Below are 21,273 nucleotides of genomic sequence, written 5' to 3'. Positions count from 1 at the left end.
TCACCGCTCCAGCTGGAGCATCTGCGTCGCCTCCGCCCGCCGTGCCTGGACGGTCTCGTCCGCGTCGTCGGCGCCTTCGTAGACCGCGAGCACGCCACGCGCGCGTGCCGCCGCCTCGGCGGGGCGGCCGAGGTCGGCCTCCAGCCAGCCCGCGGCGAGTTCCGCACCGGTACGGCCGTGCAGCCCCTCCGCGCCGAGCGCGCCGAACACCGCGGCCGCGCGGTCCATCTGGGTCAGCGCCGCCTCGAACGCGCCCTGGATCACCTCGTCCCGGTCCTCGTCGCCCTCGGCCGTCGAGCGGGCCAGCAGGTCGCCGAACTGGCGGTGGGTGTTGCCGAGTTCGGCGGTGAGCTGTTCCCGGGCCACCGGATCCGCGGCGTCCTCCAGCGCACGCTCGCACCCGCGCACCGCCTCCGTCATCAGCTCCCGCGCGCCCTCCGCTCCGGCCTCCCCGCGCAGCGCCAGCCAGGCGCGGGCGCGCAGCGAGCGGACGAGGAAGTGCGGGTTGCCGAGCGAGCGCCACAGCTCGCCCGCGCGCGCGTAGGCCTGATCGGCCTCGTCCAGCAGCCCCGCGTTGCTCAGGGACTCGGCCGCCAGGTGGGCGAGCGTGGCGTGGTCCTGCTGCTCGGGCCAGTGCCGGGCGATCTCGGCCGCCTGCAGCCGGCGTTCGGCGGCCGCCCGGTGCTCGCCCAGTTCGCTCAGACAGTCCCCGAGCCACCACTGCGCCTGTACGACGGCTCCGTCGCCGTGCGTCTCGGCGGACAGGTCGGGCAGCGCGGACTCCAGCACCTCGGCGGCCTCCGCGCACCGCCCCTGGCGCAGCAGGAAGCCGCCCAGCTGGTGCCGCGCCCAGGCGCCCAGCGCGGCGCTCTCGCCCGCCTCGTCGGCCCAGTGCGCGGCTTCCAGGGCGTGCTCCGCCGCCTCCACGGCCTCGTCCCGGACGCCGAGCACCTCGGCGAGCTGGAGATGCAGCTGGGCCCGCCCCGTGGGTTCCACGTACGGCGCGCCGTGCTCCAGGGCGGCCCGCAGCGCCCGCTCGGCCTCGGCCGGCTCGCCGAGCTGGTGCGCCAGCGCCGCGACCTGCACCTCGTACTCCACCGCGAACCACGGCAGCCCGGCGCCCACGTACTCCGCGGCGGCCTGCCGGAACAGCTCAGCGGTCCGCTCGACGTCCCCGGACCCCGCGGCCAGCTCGGCGAGCATCGCCCGCGCCTCGGCGGCCCGCGCGGCCAACCGGACGTCGCCGCCCGCCCGCCCGTCGACGAGCGCCAACACCTCCAGCACGGCCCGCTCGGCCGCCGCCCGCACGTCCGGGCTCTCCGTGCCCTCGGAGTCCCAGCTGCCTTCGGCGTCCTCGTGCACCCGCCGCATCAGGATCCGCGCCCGGCTCATCACCACCGACGCCGTCTGCCGTACTCCGGTGGCGTTCTCGGCGTACAGCGCGAGTGCCTCGTCGTACAGTGCGGCGACCGTTGTCAGGGCCGCGTCCACCTCACCCGTCAGCGCCCGTACGTACGCCCCACGCGCGCGTGCCGCCAGGGCCTCCCCGGGGTCGCCCGCCTCCGCGTACAGCACGGCAGCCTCATCGAACAGGGCGATGCCCTCGGGCCCCTGGGACATCGCCTCGTGATCGGCGATCTCCGCGCGGTCGCGGGGGTCCAGTTCGGTCCCCTCGGCGGCCCGCGCGACCGCCGCCCACGCCTCCAGGGCGTGCGGCTGCAGGGTACGGGACAGCCGGCGTGCCTCGGTGAGCAGGTCGGACAGATCCGGTTGCCCAGGAACCTCGGGAGCCTCGGATGCCGGGGACGTGATCACGGGCTGCGGCGCGGAGCGCACCGTACGGACGCCCAGCGGCAGCCGGTCCACCAGCGGGCGCTGGGCCATGCGCGCGCGGACGCGGTCGCCGACGTACGACGTGCCGTTGCGCCGGTCGAACCGCTCGGCCAGCTCCAGCGCCTCCGCGCGCGCGTGGGCGGCCAGTTCCCGTGCCGTCCAGGAGAGTCCGGCAGGCCCCGGCACCTGCCGCTCGCCGAGCCCCAGCCCGGTCAGCCGGTCCGTCAGCAGCGTCACCACGGCCATGAAGTCCAGCCGGCTGCGCGGATGCCCGGTGTCCGTGAAGTACGCCGGCCGCTCGGCGAGCAGCTCCAGACCCCGCGCCTCGTTGCCGGTGAGCGCGCAGAACTCCACGTGGTCCGCGTAGGCGCCCCGCATGCTCTCCATGGGGCGTACGAGGCGGAAACCCCGCAGATGGTGGGCCCGGGCCTCGTCCAGGCGGCCCAGGCGCAGCAGGGGAGTCAGCGAGGAAGCGAGGACCGTGTGCGGCTCGTGGGCGCAGCTGTACTCGCCCTCCAGCACCGGCCGCCACAACTCCAGCGCCTCCGCGTCCCGGTCGCACTTCACCTGCCAGGCGCCCTGGCCGTGCAGCTCGCAGGCGTGGCAGTCGGCCATCCGGTCCCGGTCCGCGGCCAGCCAGGCGCCGTACGCCCGCTCCGCGCGCTCCAGGTCGCCGACGTGCGCGGCGACACTGAACTCGGCGCTGCGCACGGCCCGTTCGGAGTGCCCCGCGAGCCGGTAGCGGTGCTCCATCTCGCCGAGCCACTTCTCGATCGAGGCGAGCGGGATGTGCGGCTGGTCCAGCATGCCCGCCGACACCCACTTGAAGACCCAGTGCAGCCCGTGCGCCTCGTACTCGTCGAAGTCCTCCGGCCGTTCGTCCCACAGGCGCAGCAGCCGCGCGAACGGGACGAACATCCGGTCCTTCTCGGAGCTGTAGTTGTAGACCTTCAGCTGGTGCCCGAGCGCCTCGATCACGGCGAGCGGGATGTTCAGCTTCTCGGCCTCGGCGAGCAGCTGCTCCGCGCGCGCGTTGCGTGCGGGACCCTCCGGCTGCTCGGAGTTCTCCGCCATCGCCCGGCGCAGCGCGTCGAAGTCCGTGATCTCACTCATCGGTGACCGTCCTCCCCGTGTGTGGCCCATTCCAGGAGGCCGATGAACGCGCGGTTCAGCAGCGCGGAGTCCGCAGGCCTGAGAGGGCGCTGAGCCATCAGCAGCGCCTGCCCGTACAGCGACTCGGTGGCGGTGCCGATCAGTTCCGGATCCCTCAGCGAACTGATCCGCCGGATCAGCGGGTTGAGATGGTTGAGCACCAGACGCGCGCGGGGGGCGCTGCCGCGCAGCGAGCCCAGGATGCCCGCCCACAGGTCGTCGGCCTGCTCCTCGGCCTCGGCCCGCGCCTGCTCGTGCCGGGCGGCCCGGTCGTCCAGGTGCAGCGCGGGCACGGACAGCGGGTGGAAGGCGCGCAGCACGACGTCACAGCCCAGCGGGTCGAGCTTCGCGCGCGCGGCCGCCAGGAATCCGGACAGCGCCAGCTCCTCGGCCGGGTCCACCGCGTCCAGGTGCGCGGTCACGGTGTCCGCGTCCAGCTCGGCGACCACCGTGCCCGGCCGCACCGACGGCAGCGCCTCGACCAGCTCGCTGTCGTACGTGTAACCGCCGTTGACCACTCCGACGCCCTGCGCGGAGGCGATCGGCGCCACCTGCCGGTACTCCTCGACCGTCCGGGTGAAGTGCACCACCGGGTGCCGCTGCGCGAACTCCTCCAGGGACAGCTGCCCGTCGGTCGTCTCGAAGGGCAGCCACGGCAGCATCGTGCGCAGCATGTCGCCGTCGTGCCGGGCCAGCGACTTCACGCCCAGGTGGTGCACGGCGAGAAACGCGGCCAGCCGCTCCGGATCGCCGGCCGCGAGCCCCGTGAGCCAGGACCGGATCCGCTCCCCGAGCGCCTCCCGAACGGCCGCCAGGGTCTCGTCCTCGTACAGCGACTCCCGCGAGGCCGTGGGCCGCAGGCTGTCGGTGTCCAGGACGCAGCGCACGAAGAACGCCCAGTCGGGCAGCAGCTGTTCGGCCCGCTCGGTCAGCAGCATGCCCTTCAGGTGCACGCGGTGCGTGGCCCGCTGGGCCGGGCTGACCGCCGACGGCAGCACGTACGCCACCCCGCGGATACCGGCCACCGGCACGTCCAGGTCGATCGAGTCCAGCGGGGTGAAACCGAACAGCTCGTGGCAGTGCCGGGCCAGCGCCACCCTGCGCGTGGCGGGACTCGGGTAGGCGCGGTCCCAGGGCGCCGGGAGGTCCGTGACCGAATCCTCGCCCACCCGGACGTCGTACGGCAGCAGCGAGCCGAAGTCCCGGGCCAGGGTGCGGACCCGCTCGGGCGACAGCCACTCGGCCGCGCCGGCCCGCGCCACCAGGTGCACGGTCGTACCGGGCTCGGGCCGCTCGGCGTCGGGCAGCGTCCGTACGGTGTACGAGCCGTCGTCGCGGGCCGTCCACTCCACGGGCGGGGCCTCGGGGGTACGGGCGCTGCGGCTGACCACCCGGATCCGCTCGGCCACCACGAAACAGGCCAGCAGACCGATGCCGAACTGGCCGAGGAAGTCGGACCGGGCCTCCTGCAGGCCGTCCGCCCGCTTGGAACTGCGGCCGATCGTCGCCAGCAGGCTGTGCACGTCCGACTCGGTGAGCCCGATGCCGCTGTCCTCCACCCGCAGGGCGCCGTCCGCGGCATGCAGACGCACCCGGGCCGGGGCGTCCGGGTACTCGGCCCGGCGGGCGGTGATGGCGTCCACGGCGTTCTGCAGCAGCTCGCGCAGGTAGACCTTGGGACTGGAGTAGAGGTGATGGGAGAGCAGGTCCACCAGACCACGCAGGTCGACCTGGAACGTATGAGGTGACTGGGATGCCTGGGATGACTGTGAGGTCTGGGAGTCCATCGTCGCAGCGCCGGTGGGGGGAGCCTGCGTTCGGCGCGGGGTCGGGCGGTCCCGGGTGGGGCGGTGACCGCGGGGGATGGCCGGAGCGGGCCATCCTAGGCCCGGAACAGCACCCCTGACCAGGGCTTCCGGGTACGTATACGGCACCTGCGCATACGGCACGAGGGCGGGGACCCGAGGGGACGTCTTCGGCATTGTCAGTGCCGTGGTGTGCAATGGATCTCGTGCCCGCACTGGAAGAACCACTGAAGAAGGTGCTCGGCCCCGCCACCGCGAAGGTGATGGCCGAGCACCTCGGCCTGCACACCGTCGGCGACCTCCTGCACCACTACCCGCGCAGATACGAGGAGCGCGGCCAGCTCACCCACCTCGCCGACCTCCCCATGGACGAGCACGTCACGGTGGTCGCCCAGGTCGCCGACGCCCGCCTGCACACCTTCGCCTCTGCCAAGGCCCCGCGCGGCAAGGGCCAGCGCCTCGAAGTGACGATCACGGACGGCAGCGGCCGGCTCCAACTGGTCTTCTTCGGCAACGGCGTTCACAAGCCCCACAAGGAGCTGCTGCCGGGCACGCGCGCGATGTTCGCGGGCAAGGTCTCCGTCTTCAACCGCCGCCTCCAACTTGCCCACCCCGCCTACGAGTTGCTGCGCGGCGACAGAGACGAGACCGTCGAGACCTGGGCCGGCGCCCTGATCCCCATCTACCCGGCCACCGCCAAGCTGGAGTCCTGGAAGATCGGCAAGGCCGTCCAGACGGTGCTGCCCAGCGCCCAGGAGGCCCTCGACCCGCTGCCGCCGGGCCTCCGGGAGGGGCGGGGCCTGGTCACCCTCCCCGAGGCCCTCCTCAAGATCCACCGCCCGCACACCAAGGCCGACATCGCCGACGCCCGCTCCCGCCTGAAGTGGGACGAGGCCTTCGTCCTCCAGGTCGCCCTGGCCCGCCGCCGCTACGCCGACTCCCAACTCCCGGCCGTGCCGCGCAGCCCGAAGCCCGACGGCATCCTCACGGCCTTCGACGACCGCCTGCCCTTCACCCTCACCGAGGGCCAGCAGAAGGTCTCCAAGGAGATCTTCGACGACCTGGCGACCGAGCATCCGATGCACCGGCTGCTCCAGGGGGAGGTGGGCAGTGGGAAGACCATGGTGGCCCTCCGTGCCATGCTCGCCGTCGTCGACACGGGCGGCCAGGCCGCGATGCTCGCGCCCACCGAGGTGCTCGCCCAGCAGCACCACCGGTCGGTCGTCGAGATGATGGGCGAGCTGGCCGAGGGCGGCATGCTGGGCGGCGCCGAGCACTCCACCAAGATCGTGCTGCTGACCGGTTCCATGGGCGCGGCCGCCCGCCGTCAGGCCCTGCTGGACCTCGTCACCGGTGAGGCGGGGATCGTGATCGGCACGCATGCCCTGATCGAGGACAAGGTCCAGTTCCACGACCTCGGCCTGGTGGTCGTCGACGAACAGCACCGCTTCGGCGTCGAGCAGCGCGACGCCCTGCGCGGCAAGGGCAAGCAGCCCCCACACCTGCTCGTCATGACGGCCACCCCCATCCCGCGCACGGTCGCGATGACCGTCTTCGGCGACCTGGAGACCTCCGTCCTGGACCAGCTCCCGGCCGGCCGCTCCCCGATCGCCACCCACGTCGTCCCCGCCGCCGACAAACCGCACTTCCTGGCCCGCGCCTGGGAGCGGGTGCGCGAGGAGGTGGGCAACGGCCATCAGGCGTACGTCGTCTGCCCGCGGATCGGAGACGACATCGACGAGGCGGCCGACCCCAAGAAGGCGAAGAAGTCCCCCGAGGACGAGGCCGAGAAGCGCCCGCCCCTCGCCGTCCTCGACGTGGCCGACCAGCTCGCCAAGGGCCCCCTCCAGGGCCTCGGGGTCGAGGTCCTCCACGGCCGTATGCACCCCGACGACAAGGACGCCGTCATGCGCCGCTTCGCCGCCGGCGAGACCGACGTCCTGGTGGCCACCACGGTCATCGAGGTCGGCGTCAACGTCCCCAACGCCACCGCCATGGTGATCATGGACGCCGACCGCTTCGGCGTCTCCCAGCTCCACCAGCTCCGCGGCCGCGTGGGCCGGGGCTCGGCCCCCGGCCTGTGCCTCCTGGTCAGCGAGATGCCCGAGGCCAGCGCGGCCCGCCAGCGCCTCAACGCCGTGGCCTCCACCCTCGACGGCTTCGAACTCTCCCGCATCGACCTCGAACAACGCCGCGAGGGCGACGTCCTGGGCCAGGCCCAGTCCGGCGCCCGCACCAGCCTCCGCGTCCTGGCGGTCATCGAGGACGAGGAGGTCATCGCGGAGGCGAGGGAGGAGGCGGTGGAGGTCGTAGCGGCCGACCCGGAGCTGACCAACCTCCCCGGTCTACGAACGGCCCTGGACGCCCTTGTGGACGAGGAGAGAGAGCAGTACTTGGAAAAGGGCTAGAGGTGAGTACTCAAGGGGCGCGGGGCTGTATCGATATGCGGCTCCGCCGCGTGGGCGCGACCAGGCCCACGAACCCGCACCCGCCGAAGGCGCCCGGGCACCCACCCCGTACGGCCTGCCAAACTGACACGTAAAGCCGCCCACGAAGAAGGACCCCGAAATGACCCGCGTGATCGCCGGCGCAGCCGGCGGACGCCGTTTGGCCGTCCCGCCAGGGACAGGCACCCGGCCGACATCCGACCGCGCACGCGAGGGCCTCTTCTCCACCTGGCAATCCCTCCTCGGCGGCCCCCTGGACGGCGAACGGGTCCTGGACCTCTACGCCGGCTCAGGCGCCGTAGGCCTTGAGGCCCTGTCCCGAGGCGCCGGCCACACCCTCCTGGTCGAAGCGGACGCCCGCGCAGCGAAGATCGTCCGCGAGAACGTGAAAAACCTGGGCCTACCCGGCGCCGAGGTAAGAGCGGGCAAAGCGGAACAGGTCATCAGAACGGCACCTCCCGCGGAGCCGTACGACCTCGTCTTCCTGGACCCCCCGTACGCCGTCACGGACGACGATCTTCGGGAGATCCTGCTCACACTCCGCTCGGAGGGCTGGCTCACGGACGAAGCCCTCGTCACCGTGGAGCGCAGCACCAGAGGCGGCGAATTCCGCTGGCCGGACGGTTTCGAGGCCCTCCGGTCCCGTCGTTACGGCGAGGGAACGTTTTGGTACGGTCGCGCCGCCTCTACGTGCGAAGACGCACGATGACCGGACCGGAGAGCGAGGGATCACAAGTGCGCCGCGCCGTCTGTCCCGGGTCGTTCGACCCGATCACCAACGGACATCTCGACATCATCGCCCGCGCTTCCCGTCTGTATGACGAGGTCTACGTCGCGGTGATGATCAACAAGTCCAAGAAGGGCCTGTTCGAGATCGACGAGCGGATCGAGCTGATCCGCGAGGTCACCGCCGAATACGGCAACGTGATCGTCGAGGCCTTCCACGGCCTCCTCGTCGACTACTGCAAGCAGCGCGACATCCCGGCCATCGTCAAGGGCCTGCGCGCGGTCAGCGACTTCGACTACGAACTCCAGATGGCCCAGATGAACATGGGGCTCACGGGCGTCGAGACGCTGTTCGTGCCGACCAACCCGACCTACAGCTTCCTGTCCTCCTCGCTCGTCAAGGAGGTCGCGGCCTGGGGCGGAGACGTCTCCCACCTGGTGCCGCCCCAGGTTCTCGGGGCCCTGAACGAGCGTCTCCGCAAGGCCTGATGGGGCCAAGGCCTGAGGGGACTAGAGTCGTCCCGTCCGTCTCCAACACAGCTGTAGAGAGTGGCGAGCACAGGTGGACGTCCAGAAGAAGCTCGACGAGATCGTCTCCACGGTCTCCGGCGCCCGGTCCATGCCCATGTCGGCCTCGTGCGTGATCAACCGTGCCGAGCTGCTCGCGATGCTCGAAGAGGTGCGCCAGGCCCTGCCCGGCTCCCTCGCGCAGGCGCAGGAGCTGATCGGCGACCGTGAGCAGATGGTCGAGCAGGCCCGTCAGGAGGCCGAGCGGATCATCGGGAACGCGCACGCCGAACGCGGCTCGCTGATCTCCGACACCGAGATCGCCCGCCGCTCCCAGGCCGAGGCCGACCGGATCCTCGCCGAGGCCCGCACGGAGGCCGAGGAGGTCCGCGCCGAGGCCGACGACTACGTCGACTCCAAGCTCGCCAACTTCGAGGTCGTCCTCACCAAGACCCTCGGCTCGGTCGGCCGCGGCCGCGAGAAGCTCCTCGGCACCGGGCCCGGCCTGGACGAGAACGGCTACGAGGACGAGGACGCCCCCGAGCGCAGCCAGGACCCGGAGACCCTGCGCCACAACGCGGACGCCTACGTCGACACCAAGCTGGGCGCCTTCGAGGCGGTCCTCGCCAAGACCCTGGAGGCCGTGGGCCGCGGCCGGCAGAAGCTGCACGGCCGGATCGCCTCGGACGACCTCGGCGCGCTCGCCGACGACACCACGACCTTCCAGCACTCCAGCGACGCCGACTACCTCGCCGACCTCGCGGCCATCGCCGACACCCCGGCCGAGCGCCCGGCACAGCCCCAGCAGCAGCCGCCGCAGCCGTCGTACGAGCCGCAGCCGGCCTACGGCTACCAGCAGCAGCCGGACGCGTACGCGGGCTTCCCGCAGCAGCCCGACTACGCCCAGCAGGACCCGTACGGCTACCAGCAGGCCGATCCCTACGCCTATCAGGGCTACGACGCCCAGCAGGCCGCCTACGAGCCTCAGCAGCCCCAGCAGCAGCCCCAGCCCCAGCAGGGCTACGCCCTCGACGAGACCAGCCTCTTCGACACGGGCATGATCAGCGCGGAGCAGCTGCGGGCGTACGAACAGGGCCGGGGGCTGTAGCCGGGTACCGGATTGGGCCCTGAGCGAAAGGTCCAGTATCCTGGCTCTTCGGTCGCGCGTACGTCCGCGATCAACGCTGCCCGGGAACACCGACGGGCGGCGTCCCTCCGAGTTTGAAGATCGAAAGCAGGAATGGCTCCCAACGCCCGCCTCGACCACCGCAACCCCCTCGTGTTCGACACGCACGAGCTGGGTCGGCGTCCTGGCGCGCTGCAGCGCCTGACCCGCGAGATCGACGCCCCCGTGGATCTCGGTATCCAGGGAGTCGTCGGAGTGCCGGAAGGCGCCCCGGTCGAGCTCGAACTCCGGCTCGAGTCGGTCATGGAAGGGGTGCTCGTCACAGGCACCGCCCGTGCACAGGCCGAGGGGGAGTGCGTAAGGTGTCTGGAGCCGGTCGAGCTGGAGCTCGAAGCGGACTTCCAGGAGCTGTTCTCGTACCCTGACGCCGACGACCGGGGCCGTGTGATCGCGGAACCGGGCGACGACGCCGAGGACGACGAGGACAGGTTCTTCCTCGAGGACGGACTCTTCGACCTCGAACCTCTGCTGCGCGATGCGGTGGTGCTCGCACTGCCGATGCAGCCGGTGTGCCAGGACGACTGTCCCGGCCTGTGCTCCGAGTGCGGAGCGCGGCTCTTGGACGACCCGGACCACCACCACGACGCCGTCGACATCCGTTGGGCGGCTTTGCAGGGACTCGCCGGTTCGCTCGAACCAGGCGAGAAGGACGAGATGAGCGGCGGCGTGCCTCGATCAGCGCCCGCCGACGAGAAGCAGGAGAAGTAGCCGTGGCTGTTCCGAAGCGGAAGATGTCGCGCAGCAACACGCGCCACCGCCGGTCGCAGTGGAAGGCTGCGGTCCCCACCCTGGTTGCGTGCGAGCGCTGCCACGAGCCCAAGCTGCAGCACATTGCGTGCCCGTCTTGCGGCACCTACAACAAGCGCCAGGTCCTCGAAGTCTGAGCGGGCTGGTGAGAGGCACTGTGTCCAGTCCCAAGAAGGCGGAAGACGCCAAGGCGGACGCACCCGCCAAGAAGAAGGCGGACAACACGGCCTCGTCCCACACGCTTCTGGAAGGGCGGCTCGGCTACCAGCTCGAGTCCGCCCTTCTGGTGCGTGCGCTGACCCACCGTTCCTACGCGTACGAGAACGGCGGTCTGCCGACGAACGAGCGGCTGGAGTTCCTCGGGGACTCCGTGCTCGGCCTCGTCGTCACGGACACGCTGTACCGCACCCACCCCGACCTGCCCGAAGGCCAGCTGGCCAAGTTGCGGGCCGCGGTGGTCAACTCGCGTGCGCTGGCGGAAGTGGGTCGCGGCCTCGACCTGGGCTCCTTCATCCGGCTCGGCCGGGGTGAAGAGGGCACGGGCGGCCGGGACAAGGCGTCCATCCTTGCCGACACCCTTGAAGCGGTGATCGGTGCGGTCTATCTCGATCAGGGCCTCGACGCGGCGTCCGAGCTGGTGCACCGGCTCTTCGACCCGCTCATCGAGAAGTCCTCGAACCTCGGAGCCGGCCTGGACTGGAAGACCAGTCTCCAGGAGCTGACCGCGATCGAGGGGCTCGGCGTGCCCGAGTACCTGGTCACGGAGACCGGCCCCGACCACGAGAAGACCTTCACTGCTGCCGCCCGCGTCGGAGGCGTCTCGTACGGCACCGGCACCGGCCGCAGCAAGAAGGAGGCGGAGCAGCAGGCCGCCGAGTCCGCCTGGAGGTCCATCCGGGCCGCGGCGGACGAGCGAGCCAAGGCGGCCAAGGAGCCCGCCGAGGACGACACGTCGTCCGCCACCGCCTGACCACAAGAGCACCACCCGAGCGCCCGTCCGAAGCCTGTCTCCGGGCGGGCGCTCGGTTCATCCACCGGTCCGTACGGGGGTCCAGATGCCCGAGTTGCCCGAGGTCGAGGTCGTCCGGCGGGGTCTTGCGCGGTGGGTCGCCCATCGCACCGTCGCCGATGTCGAGGTGCTGCACCCGCGGGCCGTGCGCCGGCACATAGCGGGCGCCGACGACTTCGCGCACCGGCTCAAGGGCCACCACATCGGTACGCCCAGCCGGCGCGGCAAGTACCTGTGGCTGCCGCTGGAGGAGACGAACCAGTCCGTCCTCGCCCACCTCGGGATGAGCGGCCAGCTGCTGGTGCAGCCGCACGAGGCGCCGGACGAGAAGCATCTGCGCATCCGCGTCCGCTTCGCCGACTCCCTGGACACCGAACTGCGCTTCGTGGACCAGCGCACCTTCGGCGGTCTGTCGCTGCACGACAACACCCCCGAGGGCCTGCCCGACGTCATCGCGCACATCGCCCGCGACCCCCTCGACCCGCTGTTCGACGACGAGGCCTTCCATCTGGCCCTGCGCCGCAAGCGGACCACCATCAAGCGGGCCCTGCTGGACCAGTCGCTGATCAGCGGGGTCGGCAACATCTACGCGGACGAGGCCCTGTGGCGCGCCCGCATCCACTACGAGCGCCCCACGGCCAACTTCACCCGCCCGGTCACGGCCGAACTCCTCGGCCACGTCCGGGACGTGATGAACGCGGCCCTCGCCGTGGGCGGCACCAGCTTCGACAGCCTGTACGTCAACGTCAACGGCGAGTCGGGCTACTTCGACCGGTCTCTGGACGCGTACGGCCGTGAGGGCCTGCCCTGCAAGCGCTGCGGCACACCCATGCGCCGCCGCCCCTGGATGAACCGGTCCAGCTACTTCTGCCCGAAGTGTCAGAGGGCGCCGCGCGTCTCGTCGTAACGCGCACGGGACGCGAGGACGTCGTCCATCGAGCCCTCCACGCAGTGGATGAGGGCGAGCAGCCGCTCGGCGACCTGGTGGCCCAGGGGAGTCAGGTCGTAGTCCACGCGGGGCGGGTTGGTCGGCTGGGCCTCGCGGTGCACCAGGCCGTCGCGCTCCAGTGCGTGCAGGGTCTGGGACAGCATCTTCTCGCTCACGCCGTCGACGCGACGGCGCAGTTCGTTGAAGCGCAGCGAGCCCTCGTACAGCGCGCCGAGCGTCAGTCCGCCCCAGCGGCCCGTGACGTGCTCCAGCGTGCCGCGAGACGGGCAGGCCTTGGCGAACACGTTGTACGCGAGGTCGTCCTCTGGGGTGAGCTGCTGAGTGCTGTCCATATCACAAGCGTACTCCAGGGCAGCGCTAACCACTAGGTTGCACTAACCACAAGTTAGTGCTTTCCTGAGGTCACTGCTTCTGGGCTGCCCTTCGAGGAGATACCTATGACCACCCCTGTCGTTTCCATCGCCTACCACTCCGGTTACGGCCACACCGCCGTGCTCGCTGAGGCTGTCCGCGCCGGTGCCGCCGAGGCCGGTGCCGAGGTGCACCTGATCAAGGTGGACGAGATCACCGACGCGCAGTGGGAGACCCTGGACCGCTCCGACGCGATCGTCTTCGGCTCGCCCACCTACATGGGCACCGCCTCCGGCGCCTTCCACGTCTTCGCCGAGGCGTCCTCCAAGCGCTGGTTCGGGCAGGACTGGAAGGACAAGCTGGCGGCCGGCTTCACCAACTCCGGCTCCAAGAGCGGCGACAAGCTGCACACCCTGCAGTTCTTCCAGATCCTCGCCGCCCAGCACGGCATGCACTGGGTCAACCTCGGCCTGCACCCCGGCTGGAACAACAGCGAGGGCTCCGAGCACGACCTCAACCGCCTCGGCGTCTTCGCCGGCGCGGCCGCCCAGACCAACGTGGACGAGGGCCCGGACGCCGTGCACAAGGCCGACGTGGCCACGGCCGAGCACCTGGGCCGCCGGGTGACGGAAACGGCGAAGGTGTTCGCACTGGGCCGCGCCGCCGCGTAACCGGCTTCGCGCCAACGCTGCTACCTGCGACTTAGCTGTCGGTGGTGGTCTGCGTCGGTCGTCGTTGAGCACCCTCCGACGACCAGAGGGTGATCAGGGTGACGACCGCACGGTACGACACGTGGCCGGAGGGCCGAAGATGCAAGGAGCGGTCTTCGGCCCTCCGGCTGGGTTCAGTGCCCGTGCCGGCTATGACGACGGGTGGCAGAGGGTCTGGGCCCCCGCGTCACAGCACAGCTTCCAGGGCGGGCTAGCGGTGGCCGAAGGGGCGGTCGTAATCCCGGTCCCGGTCCCAGCCGTGGTGCCAGCCCCGGTCGTTGTCCCAGCCGTGGTGCCAGCGCCGGTCGTTGTCCCAGCCGTGGTGCCAGCCCCGATTGCTGTCCCAGCCGTGGTGCCAGCTCCGGTCCCGGTCGCCGAAGTGGCCGTCGTGGTCGCTCCTGTGGCTGTGCGAGTAGCCCCTCCCGTTGTCGCGGTCATGGCCGGCCCCGGCGGCCAGGGCAGGCATGGCAGCCGCGCCGACGAGTGCGCCCGAAGCCACACAGGTGGCGATCAGGCGGACCGTCGTACGAGAAACAGACATGAATCTGTCACCTCACGTTCGTGCACACCGACCCTGGTAGGGGCCGGGCGTGCTGTCCGAAATCCCGGCTAGGTGCCGAGGCCCCACACTGTGGCCCTCCACGGCGACACCAGAACGAGGAAAGGATTCGCGTTACAAAGTGCAGATATATCCGTAACTCTCCCTTGTGTGGGCCATCGATGCTGCAGAGGGGCTCAGGCGCAAGGCATGCTTGGATGTCTCGCTGCCTCAACTCCTTCGAACGGCCCAATGGCTTCCGTAACGACGGGGAGCCTCTGTTCGGGGGATCCGATGCGGGGCGCGGCGATCCGGTCGATCGGTAGCAGGGCGTCGTAGTGATTCCGGAGTCGGCGACACCACGATGGGGTGCGAGCCGTCTGAATATCTCCGGGCTGTGGATGTCCCGACCGGACGGGACAACGGCATCGAGGCACTCGGCGAGTACTGGCTCGAGTGAGACCCGTACCCGGGCCGCCGTTGACGCGTCTTCGGGTGCGATGCCCCTTCGGATGACGGCCCTGAGACGGCCCAGGGAGATGCTTAGGGCTCTGAACTGCGACTCTCTCAGTAACCGAAGTCCTGCGTCCACCAGGGGCCGCTCGGCCCGAAGTGCACGCCGACTCCGAGGGTCTTGAAGTCGCAGTTCAGGATGTTGGCGCGGTGGCCGGGGCTGGCCATCCAGGCCTCCATCACGGCGGCCGCGTCCGCCTGGCCGCGGGCTATGTTCTCGCCGCCGAGGTCGGTGATGCCCGCCTTCGCCGCCCGGTCCCACGGGGTGGCCCCGTCCGGGTCGGTGTGGTCGAAGAAGTTCCGGGCGGCCATGTCGTCGCTGAACGCCTCGGCCAGCTTGGTCAGCGAGGAGTTCGCCGCGAGTGCGCTGCACCCGACCTTCGCCCGCTCGTCGTTGACGAGCTTCAGCACCTCGGCCTCGGCGGCGGCCTGCGCCGACACCGTCACCGGCGCGGAGGACGCCGTCGGCGCCTTGGTCGCCTTGCGCGACGGGGTGGTCTTCGGCTTGGTGGCCGTGGCGGCCGGCTTCGGCTTCTGTGATGGCTTCTGCGACGGCTTCTGCGACGGCTTCTTCGACGGCTGCTTCGTCGGGGCGGCGGAGGCGGAGGCGGAGGGTGAGGCGGACGGGGTCGGCGATGTCGCGGGCCGGGTCTCGGGGGACGAGCTGCCGGTCGGGCTGTCCGCGCTGCCCGAGGTGCCGCCCTGCTCGGTGGCCGTGTTGCTGGGGGAGTCCGCGGCCGGTATTCGGTCGCCGCCGGTGGTGTGCGTACTGCCGCCCAGCTGGTAGTTCTGCAGCCCGGGCACCACACCCGTGGCCACCGCGACCGTGCCGAGGGCGACGGCGGCCGAGACCCCGAGCAGGCCCGTGCGCACCGGCTTCGCGACCCTCTTCTTGTGCCGGTGGCCGCGGGACGGACCGCCGGCCGGAGTGAAGCCGTCCCCGCCGGAGGCGGCCGACGACGACTCGCCGCCCGTCGCGTACAGGTAGGCCGTGCTCCTGGCGGTGGTCTCGGCGTACGCCTCCGGGTTCAGGTACGGCGCGATGCCCATGGGGGCGCGGTCACCCGCGTACGAGTTCTGTGGGTCTTCGCCGCCCGTGACGGAGCGGTTCGTGTGGGTGACCCCCGTGGCGCGGCCCGTGGCGGCGCGGCCGGCGGCGGAGCGTCGGTGGCGTCCCATGTCCTTGCCCTCTTCCTCGTCTCGCGGGGTCGACCCGGCGCCCGGCGCCGCGGTGGCGATTGACCTCTGGTCAACCCGACTCACTCGATCGAGTGAGTTTCATATGAGATGTATTGGGTCGGGACGGTACCCCATACGGGTGAGGGGGGAAGTGTTCCGAGCGACTTTGGCCCGTTAGGTTGCACCCATGAGCGAGGATGTTCGACTGGTTGCCTGGGTCCGAGGACGCGTCCAAGGTGTGGGTTTTCGCTGGTTCACGCGGGCCAAGGCGCTGGAGATCGGCGGTCTGAGTGGTTTTGCTCTCAATTTGGGCGACGGCCGCGTGCAAGTGGTCGCGGAGGGGCCGCGCCCGGGTTGCGAGGGACTGCTGGACTGGCTGGGGGGCGGCGACACGCCCGGGCGCGTGGACGGTGTCACCGAGATCTGGGACACACCCCGTGGCGGCTACGACGGCTTCGCCATCCGCTGAACCGATTCTGTAAAGAGCCGCAGGCCGGCCCGCGGCGATCTGCCCCGGGCACATGCCCGAAGCAGAAATGGGCTGGTGGTTGCCAAGAAGAGCGCGGCATGGCAGGCTCCAGCGATACAGCTGATCGTCACGCCCTGAGGGCCCCGCAGGAGCAGCAGCGCCGCCGTTCGAAGGCCGCGCGCCCCGGGTCTGCCCGCCAATACAGGGCGTGATCGTGTTGACCGTCAAACTTTTTGGTGAGACGCTGAAAGCCCCGCGCACCTTAGCTGTTTGGCATGTAAGAACGGCAGAGCAACACTCGAGTGTGTCAAGCACCGCGGGTGCGAATCCCTCACGACCCACACCGCATCGGTCGGTCACTCAGTGTGGAGGACCATCCATCATGGCAAAGGCGCTTCTCGGTTACGTCGGCGGCTCCGACCCTCGACTCCTCGCCGAGATGCGACGGCTGCAGCAGCGTGTCCAGGACCTGGAGTCCGAGCTCGGACGGATCCAGGCGGAGAACGACGCGCTGACGGCTGCCGCCTCTCAGGACAGGATCATGGAGAGCATCGACGCACACCAGGCGGAGCCTGCGCTCACCTGATCGCTGCATCAGCTCCACAACAGCAGTCGCAGCGGTTGGGCTGCCCGTATCAACCGCACAGTTGCCAGACGACTGAAACCCAGCCGTCAGATTTGCAAGGGACGCTTCGGCGTCCCTTCTTTCTTTCCCCCGCGCATCCTTTCACCTTCTTTAACGTCTGATGTGCCCTGCATGTTCAACGGCGAAACCGTGGGACACGCACTCCCGGAAGCGAACGGGAGTTCTTGCATCGAATGCGTGACCTTTGCCGATGGCGGCCGAGCTGGGCGTCACCGTCGGGGGCTCAAGGGCGTGAGGGACCCCGCCCCTGCATTCCCGGATTGCGGACATGATCCGTTTCGCCGAATGCGGAGAGAAAGCGGGTGACCAGGGTGTTCAGCACCTGTTGCGAGTGTTCGTGGAGTGAGATAGCGGCGGAAGGTAGAGTCCAGCGGCGTGCACCTCAAGGCCCTGACCCTCCGCGGGTTCAAGTCGTTCGCCTCGGCGACCACGCTCCGGTTCGAACCGGGGATCACGTGTGTCGTCGGCCCGAACGGCTCGGGCAAGTCCAACGTCGTGGACGCGCTCAGCTGGGTCATGGGTGAGCAGGGTGCCAAGTCGCTGCGCGGCGGCAAGATGGAGGACGTCATCTTCGCCGGCACCACGGGGCGTCCGCCGCTGGGCCGCGCCGAGGTGTCCCTGACCATCGACAACTCCGACGGGGCGCTGCCCATCGAGTACGCCGAGGTCACCATCACGCGGATCATGTTCCGCAACGGCGGCAGCGAGTACCAGATCAACGGCGACACCTGCCGCCTCCTGGACATCCAGGAACTCCTCTCCGACTCCGGTATCGGCCGCGAGATGCACGTCATCGTCGGCCAGGGACAGCTCGACTCCGTCCTGCACGCGGATCCGATGGGCCGCCGCGCCTTCATCGAAGAGGCCGCCGGTGTGCTGAAGCACCGCAAGCGCAAGGAGAAGGCGCTGCGGAAACTGGACGCGATGCAGGCCAACCTCGCGCGCGTGCAGGACCTCACCGACGAGCTGCGCCGCCAGCTGAAGCCGCTGGGCCGCCAGGCCGCGGTCGCCCGCCGGGCCGCCGTCATCCAGGCCGACCTCCGCGACGCGCGCCTGCGCCTGCTCGCCGACGACCTCGTACGCCTGCGCGACGCCCTGAAGACCGAGATCGCCGACGAAGCGGCCCTGAAGGAGCGCAAGGAAGGCGCCGAGCAGGAACTGAAGAAGGCGCTGCAGCGCGAGGCCCTGCTGGAGGACGAGGTACGGCAGCTCACCCCGCGCCTCCAGCGTGCCCAGCAGACCTGGTACGAGCTGTCCCAGCTCGCCGAGCGGGTGCGGGGCACGATCTCGCTGGCCGACGCACGGGTGAAGAGCGCCACCTCCGCACCTCCCGAGGAGCGGCGCGGCCGCGACCCCGAGGACATGGAGCGCGAGGCCGCTCGTATCCGCGAGCAGGAGGCCGAGCTGGAGGCGGCCCTGGAGGCGGCCGAGCGGGCCCTGGAGGACACGGTCGCGCACCGCGCCGAGCTGGAGCGCGAACTGGCCCTTGAGGAGCGGCGCCTGAAGGACGTGGCCCGCGCGATCGCCGACCGCCGCGAGGGTCTGGCCCGGCTCAACGGCCAGGTCAACGCGGCCCGTTCGCGCGCCGCCTCCGCCCAGTCCGAGATCGACCGGTTGGCCGCCGCCCGCGACGAGGCGCAGGAACGTGCCGTCGCCGCCCAGGAGGAGTACGAGGCGCTCAAGGCCGAGGTCGACGGCCTCGACGCCGGCGACGCGGACCTCGCCGAGCAGCACGAGGCGGCGAAACGGCAGCTCGCCGAGGCAGAGTCCGCGTTGAGCGCGGCCCGCGAGGCGGCCACCGCGGCCGAACGCAGGCGCGCCGCGACCCAGGCCCGCCACGAGGCGCTGGCGCTGGGCCTCAGGCGCAAGGACGGCACCGGCATACTGCTGGGCGCCCGGGACCGCCTCACCGGACTCCTGGGCCCGGCCGCGGAACTGCTGACCGTGGCCCCGGGCCACGAGGTCGCACTGGCCGCCGCCTTCGGCACGGCGGCCGACGCGATCGCCGTGACGACACCGGCATCGGCGGCCGAGGCGATCAGACTGCTGCGCAAACAGGACGGGGGCCGCGCGGCACTACTGCTGGCGGCAGCACCTGAGGAGGCCGCCCCGGCCGAAGTCCCGAGCGGGCAGGCGGCCACGCGCTGGGTGAGTGCGAGTGGTGGCGCAGGTGGACGTGGCTTGGCAGGCGGTGCCGGTGCGGGGCATGGCGCGTCGGAGGCGGCCACCCCTGCTGATGACGCGAGCGGGGAGACGGCCGAGCGCTGGGCGAGTGCGGGCGGACACGGCCCGGCAGGCGGTGCCGGCACCGGGCATGCCGCGTCGGAGGCGGCCACCCCTGCTGATGACGCGAGCGGGCAGGCGGCCGAGCGCTGGGCGAGTGCGGGCGGTCCGAGTGGTGGCACGGGCGGACACGGCCCGGCAGGCAGTACCGGCGCCGGCCATGACGCGCCGGGCGCACCCATGCCGGCAGCGGCCACTGCCCCGGTGTCAGAGGCCGCCGGTTCGTGGCAGCACGCCCCGGCTGCCGGTGCCCCGCGCCGCCCCCGCCCCGATGGGCACCCCTTCGCCGCCGACCTGGTCAGTGGCCCCGTGGAACTCATGCCCGCCGTGCGCCGCCTGCTGCGCGGGATCGTCGTCGTGGGCACGCTCGAGGACGCCGAGGATCTTGTCTACGCCCACCCCGAGCTGACCGCCGTCACCGCCGAAGGCGACCTGCTCGGTGCGCACTTCGCGCACGGCGGGTCGGCCGGGGCGCCCAGTCTGCTGGAAGTGCAGGCCTCCGTGGACGAGGCCGCGGCGGAGCTGGAAGAGCTGGCGGTGCGGTGCGAGCAACTCACCGAGGCGCAGCAGGCGGCGGCCGGGCGGCGTACCGAGGCCGCCGCGTTCGTGGAGGAGCTGGGGGAGCGGCGCCGGGCCGCCGACCGGGAGAAGTCGGCCGTGGCCCAGCAGCTGGGGCGGCTCGCCGGGCAGGCTCGCGGTGCCGCCGGGGAGGCCGAGCGGTCCACGGCAGCGGCGGCGCGTGCGCAGGAAGCGCTCGACAAGGCCGTACAGGATGCCGAGGAGCTGGCTGAACGGCTGGCCGTCGCCGAGGAGATGCCGGTCGAGGAGGAGCCGGACACCTCGGTACGGGACCGGCTCGCGGCCGACGGCGCCAACGCCCGGCAGACCGAGATGGAGGCCCGGCTCCAGGTCCGTACACACGAGGAGCGGGTCAAGGGGCTCGCCGGGCGGGCCGATTCGCTGGACCGTGCCGCCCGCGCCGAACGCGAGGCACGCGCGCGTGCCGAGCAGCGGCGGGCGCGGCTGCGGCACGAGGCGGCCGTGGCGGAAGCCGTCGCCTCCGGTGCGCGCCAGCTGCTCGCGCATGTCGAGGTGTCCCTGGCCCGCGCCGCGCGGGAGCGGGCCGCGGCCGAGGCCGCCAAGGCCGCGCGGGAGCAGGAGCTGACCGCCGCGCGCACCGCCGGCCGCGACCTCAAGGCAGAGCTGGACAAGCTCACCGACTCCGTCCACCGCGGCGAGGTGCTCGGCGCCGAGAAGCGGCTGCGGATCGAGCAGCTGGAGACCAGGGCGCTGGAGGAGCTGGGCGTGGAGCCGGCGGGGCTCGTGTCCGAGTACGGCCCCCATCAGCTCGTACCGCCGTCCCCGCCCGCCGAGGGCGAGGAGTTGCCGGAGGACCCCGAGCACCCGCGCAACCAGCCCAGGCCCTTCGTGCGCGCCGAGCAGGAGAAGCGGCTCAAGGCCGCCGAGCGGGCGTACCAGCAGCTGGGCAAGGTCAACCCGCTGGCGCTGGAGGAGTTCGCGGCCCTGGAGGAGCGGCACAAGTTCCTCAGCGAGCAGCTGGAGGACCTGAAGAAGACCCGCGCCGACCTTCTCCAGGTGGTGAAGGAGGTGGACGAGCGCGTCGAGCAGGTCTTCACCGAGGCCTACCGGGACACGGCCCGGGAGTTCGAGGGCGTCTTCAGCCGCCTCTTCCCGGGCGGCGAGGGACGTCTGATCCTGACCGATCCCGACAACATGCTCACCACGGGTGTGGACGTCGAGGCCCGGCCGCCGGGCAAGAAGGTCAAGCGGCTCTCCCTGCTGTCGGGCGGCGAGCGGTCGCTGACCGCGGTGGCGCTGCTGGTGTCGATCTTCAAGGCCCGGCCGAGCCCGTTCTATGTCATGGACGAGGTCGAGGCCGCCCTGGACGACACCAACCTCCAGCGGCTGATCCGGATCATGCAGGAGCTGCAGGAGGCCTCGCAGCTGATCGTGATCACGCACCAGAAGCGCACGATGGAGGTCGCCGACGCGCTCTACGGCGTCTCCATGCAGGGTGACGGCGTGTCGAAGGTCATCTCTCAGCGCCTCCGCTAGTCAACCCTGAAGATCAACTGACTCTGTGTTCACTTCTTGAACACAGACCCCTCGGGTCATATCTCAAAACTCACAGCAGTTGAACTATTGACTTCGAAACTTGAAGGCATAGTCTCTGCAACGTTGCTTTTACCTTCAGGTGTCACC

16 protein-coding genes and 1 pseudogene are annotated in these 21,273 nt (G+C 71.1%); 12 read left to right on the top strand and 5 right to left on the bottom strand.

Annotation, left to right across the window (positions count from 1 at the left end; translation table 11 throughout):
* Positions 1-2,946 carry a hypothetical protein gene (locus BEK98_RS33705; protein ID WP_094220536.1) on the bottom strand — a complete coding sequence of 982 codons (2,946 nt, stop codon included), beginning with the start codon at positions 2,944-2,946 and terminating at the stop codon, positions 1-3.
* Positions 2,943-4,772: an HSP90 family protein gene (locus BEK98_RS33700; RefSeq protein ID WP_094220535.1), complete on the bottom strand. Its 1,830-nt coding sequence runs from the start codon at positions 4,770-4,772 to the stop codon at positions 2,943-2,945. The genes BEK98_RS33705 and BEK98_RS33700 overlap by 4 nt, the downstream gene beginning before the upstream one ends.
* Positions 4,773-4,987: 215 nt before the next feature.
* On the opposite strand from BEK98_RS33700, the gene recG reads away from it, so the two are divergent.
* The 8 genes and pseudogenes from recG (at position 4,988) to mutM (ending at position 12,319) form a co-directional block, all read left to right on the top strand.
* A complete protein-coding gene (recG, locus tag BEK98_RS33695; RefSeq protein ID WP_094220534.1) occupies positions 4,988-7,198 on the top strand; it encodes an ATP-dependent DNA helicase RecG in 2,211 nt (736 codons plus the stop codon).
* Positions 7,199-7,355: 157 nt separating this feature from the next.
* Positions 7,356-7,946: pseudogene (gene rsmD / locus BEK98_RS33690) on the top strand (16S rRNA (guanine(966)-N(2))-methyltransferase RsmD); the annotation flags it as partial.
* On the top strand, positions 7,943-8,452 hold the full coding sequence (gene coaD, locus BEK98_RS33685; protein ID WP_094220532.1) for a pantetheine-phosphate adenylyltransferase: 510 nt from the start codon (positions 7,943-7,945) through the stop codon (positions 8,450-8,452). The pseudogene rsmD and the gene coaD, both read left to right, overlap by 4 nt.
* A gap of 73 nt (positions 8,453-8,525) precedes the next feature.
* Positions 8,526-9,578 carry a cell division initiation protein gene (locus tag BEK98_RS33680; RefSeq protein WP_094220531.1) on the top strand — a complete coding sequence of 351 codons (1,053 nt, stop codon included), beginning with the start codon at positions 8,526-8,528 and terminating at the stop codon, positions 9,576-9,578.
* 132 nt (positions 9,579-9,710) lie between these two features.
* Positions 9,711-10,364: a YceD family protein gene (locus tag BEK98_RS33675; RefSeq protein ID WP_094220530.1), complete on the top strand. Its 654-nt coding sequence runs from the start codon at positions 9,711-9,713 to the stop codon at positions 10,362-10,364.
* Positions 10,365-10,366: 2 nt separating this feature from the next.
* Positions 10,367-10,540, top strand: a complete 174-nt coding sequence (gene rpmF, locus BEK98_RS33670; protein WP_007493396.1) for a 50S ribosomal protein L32 — start codon at positions 10,367-10,369, stop codon at positions 10,538-10,540.
* Positions 10,541-10,548: 8 nt separating this feature from the next.
* On the top strand, positions 10,549-11,373 hold the full coding sequence (gene rnc / locus BEK98_RS33665) for a ribonuclease III (RefSeq protein WP_179851491.1): 825 nt from the start codon (positions 10,549-10,551) through the stop codon (positions 11,371-11,373).
* An 85-nt stretch (positions 11,374-11,458) separates the two neighbouring features.
* Positions 11,459-12,319 (top strand): bifunctional DNA-formamidopyrimidine glycosylase/DNA-(apurinic or apyrimidinic site) lyase, encoded by an 861-nt coding sequence (gene mutM / locus BEK98_RS33660; RefSeq protein WP_094220528.1) that lies wholly within the window; start codon positions 11,459-11,461, stop codon positions 12,317-12,319.
* Here the strand turns inward: mutM and BEK98_RS33655 are convergent.
* On the bottom strand, positions 12,292-12,693 hold the full coding sequence (locus BEK98_RS33655; protein ID WP_094220527.1) for a winged helix-turn-helix transcriptional regulator: 402 nt from the start codon (positions 12,691-12,693) through the stop codon (positions 12,292-12,294). The genes mutM and BEK98_RS33655 overlap by 28 nt on opposite strands.
* A gap of 105 nt (positions 12,694-12,798) precedes the next feature.
* Here BEK98_RS33655 and BEK98_RS33650 point away from each other — a divergent pair, with 105 nt between their 5' ends.
* Positions 12,799-13,383 (top strand): flavodoxin family protein, encoded by a 585-nt coding sequence (locus BEK98_RS33650; protein WP_094220526.1) that lies wholly within the window; start codon positions 12,799-12,801, stop codon positions 13,381-13,383.
* A gap of 250 nt (positions 13,384-13,633) precedes the next feature.
* Here the strand turns inward: BEK98_RS33650 and BEK98_RS33645 are convergent, their stop codons facing one another.
* Both BEK98_RS33645 and BEK98_RS33640 read right to left on the bottom strand, forming a co-directional pair.
* Entirely contained in the window at positions 13,634-13,963 is a 330-nt protein-coding gene (locus tag BEK98_RS33645; protein ID WP_167444318.1) for a hypothetical protein, read from the bottom strand.
* 564 nt (positions 13,964-14,527) lie between these two features.
* Positions 14,528-15,652 (bottom strand): CAP domain-containing protein, encoded by a 1,125-nt coding sequence (locus BEK98_RS33640; RefSeq protein ID WP_094220524.1) that lies wholly within the window; start codon positions 15,650-15,652, stop codon positions 14,528-14,530.
* A 187-nt stretch (positions 15,653-15,839) separates the two neighbouring features.
* Here BEK98_RS33640 and BEK98_RS33635 point away from each other — a divergent pair, with 187 nt between their 5' ends.
* From BEK98_RS33635 to BEK98_RS33620, 3 genes are all read left to right on the top strand, one after another.
* Complete coding sequence (locus tag BEK98_RS33635; protein WP_094220523.1) at positions 15,840-16,121, top strand: acylphosphatase; 282 nt, start codon at positions 15,840-15,842, stop codon at positions 16,119-16,121.
* Between the two features lie 382 nt (positions 16,122-16,503).
* Complete coding sequence (locus BEK98_RS33625; RefSeq protein WP_067004905.1) at positions 16,504-16,707, top strand: hypothetical protein; 204 nt, start codon at positions 16,504-16,506, stop codon at positions 16,705-16,707.
* Between the two features lie 435 nt (positions 16,708-17,142).
* Positions 17,143-21,126, top strand: coding sequence for an AAA family ATPase (locus BEK98_RS33620; protein ID WP_094220522.1), 3,984 nt, complete (start codon positions 17,143-17,145; stop codon positions 21,124-21,126).
* Positions 21,127-21,273 lie beyond the last annotated feature (147 nt).

It is taken from the genome of Streptomyces diastatochromogenes (assembly GCF_002242805.1).
In the GTDB taxonomy this organism is placed as follows: domain Bacteria; phylum Actinomycetota; class Actinomycetes; order Streptomycetales; family Streptomycetaceae; genus Streptomyces; species Streptomyces diastatochromogenes.
This window is presented reverse-complemented; position numbering and strand designations above follow the sequence as displayed.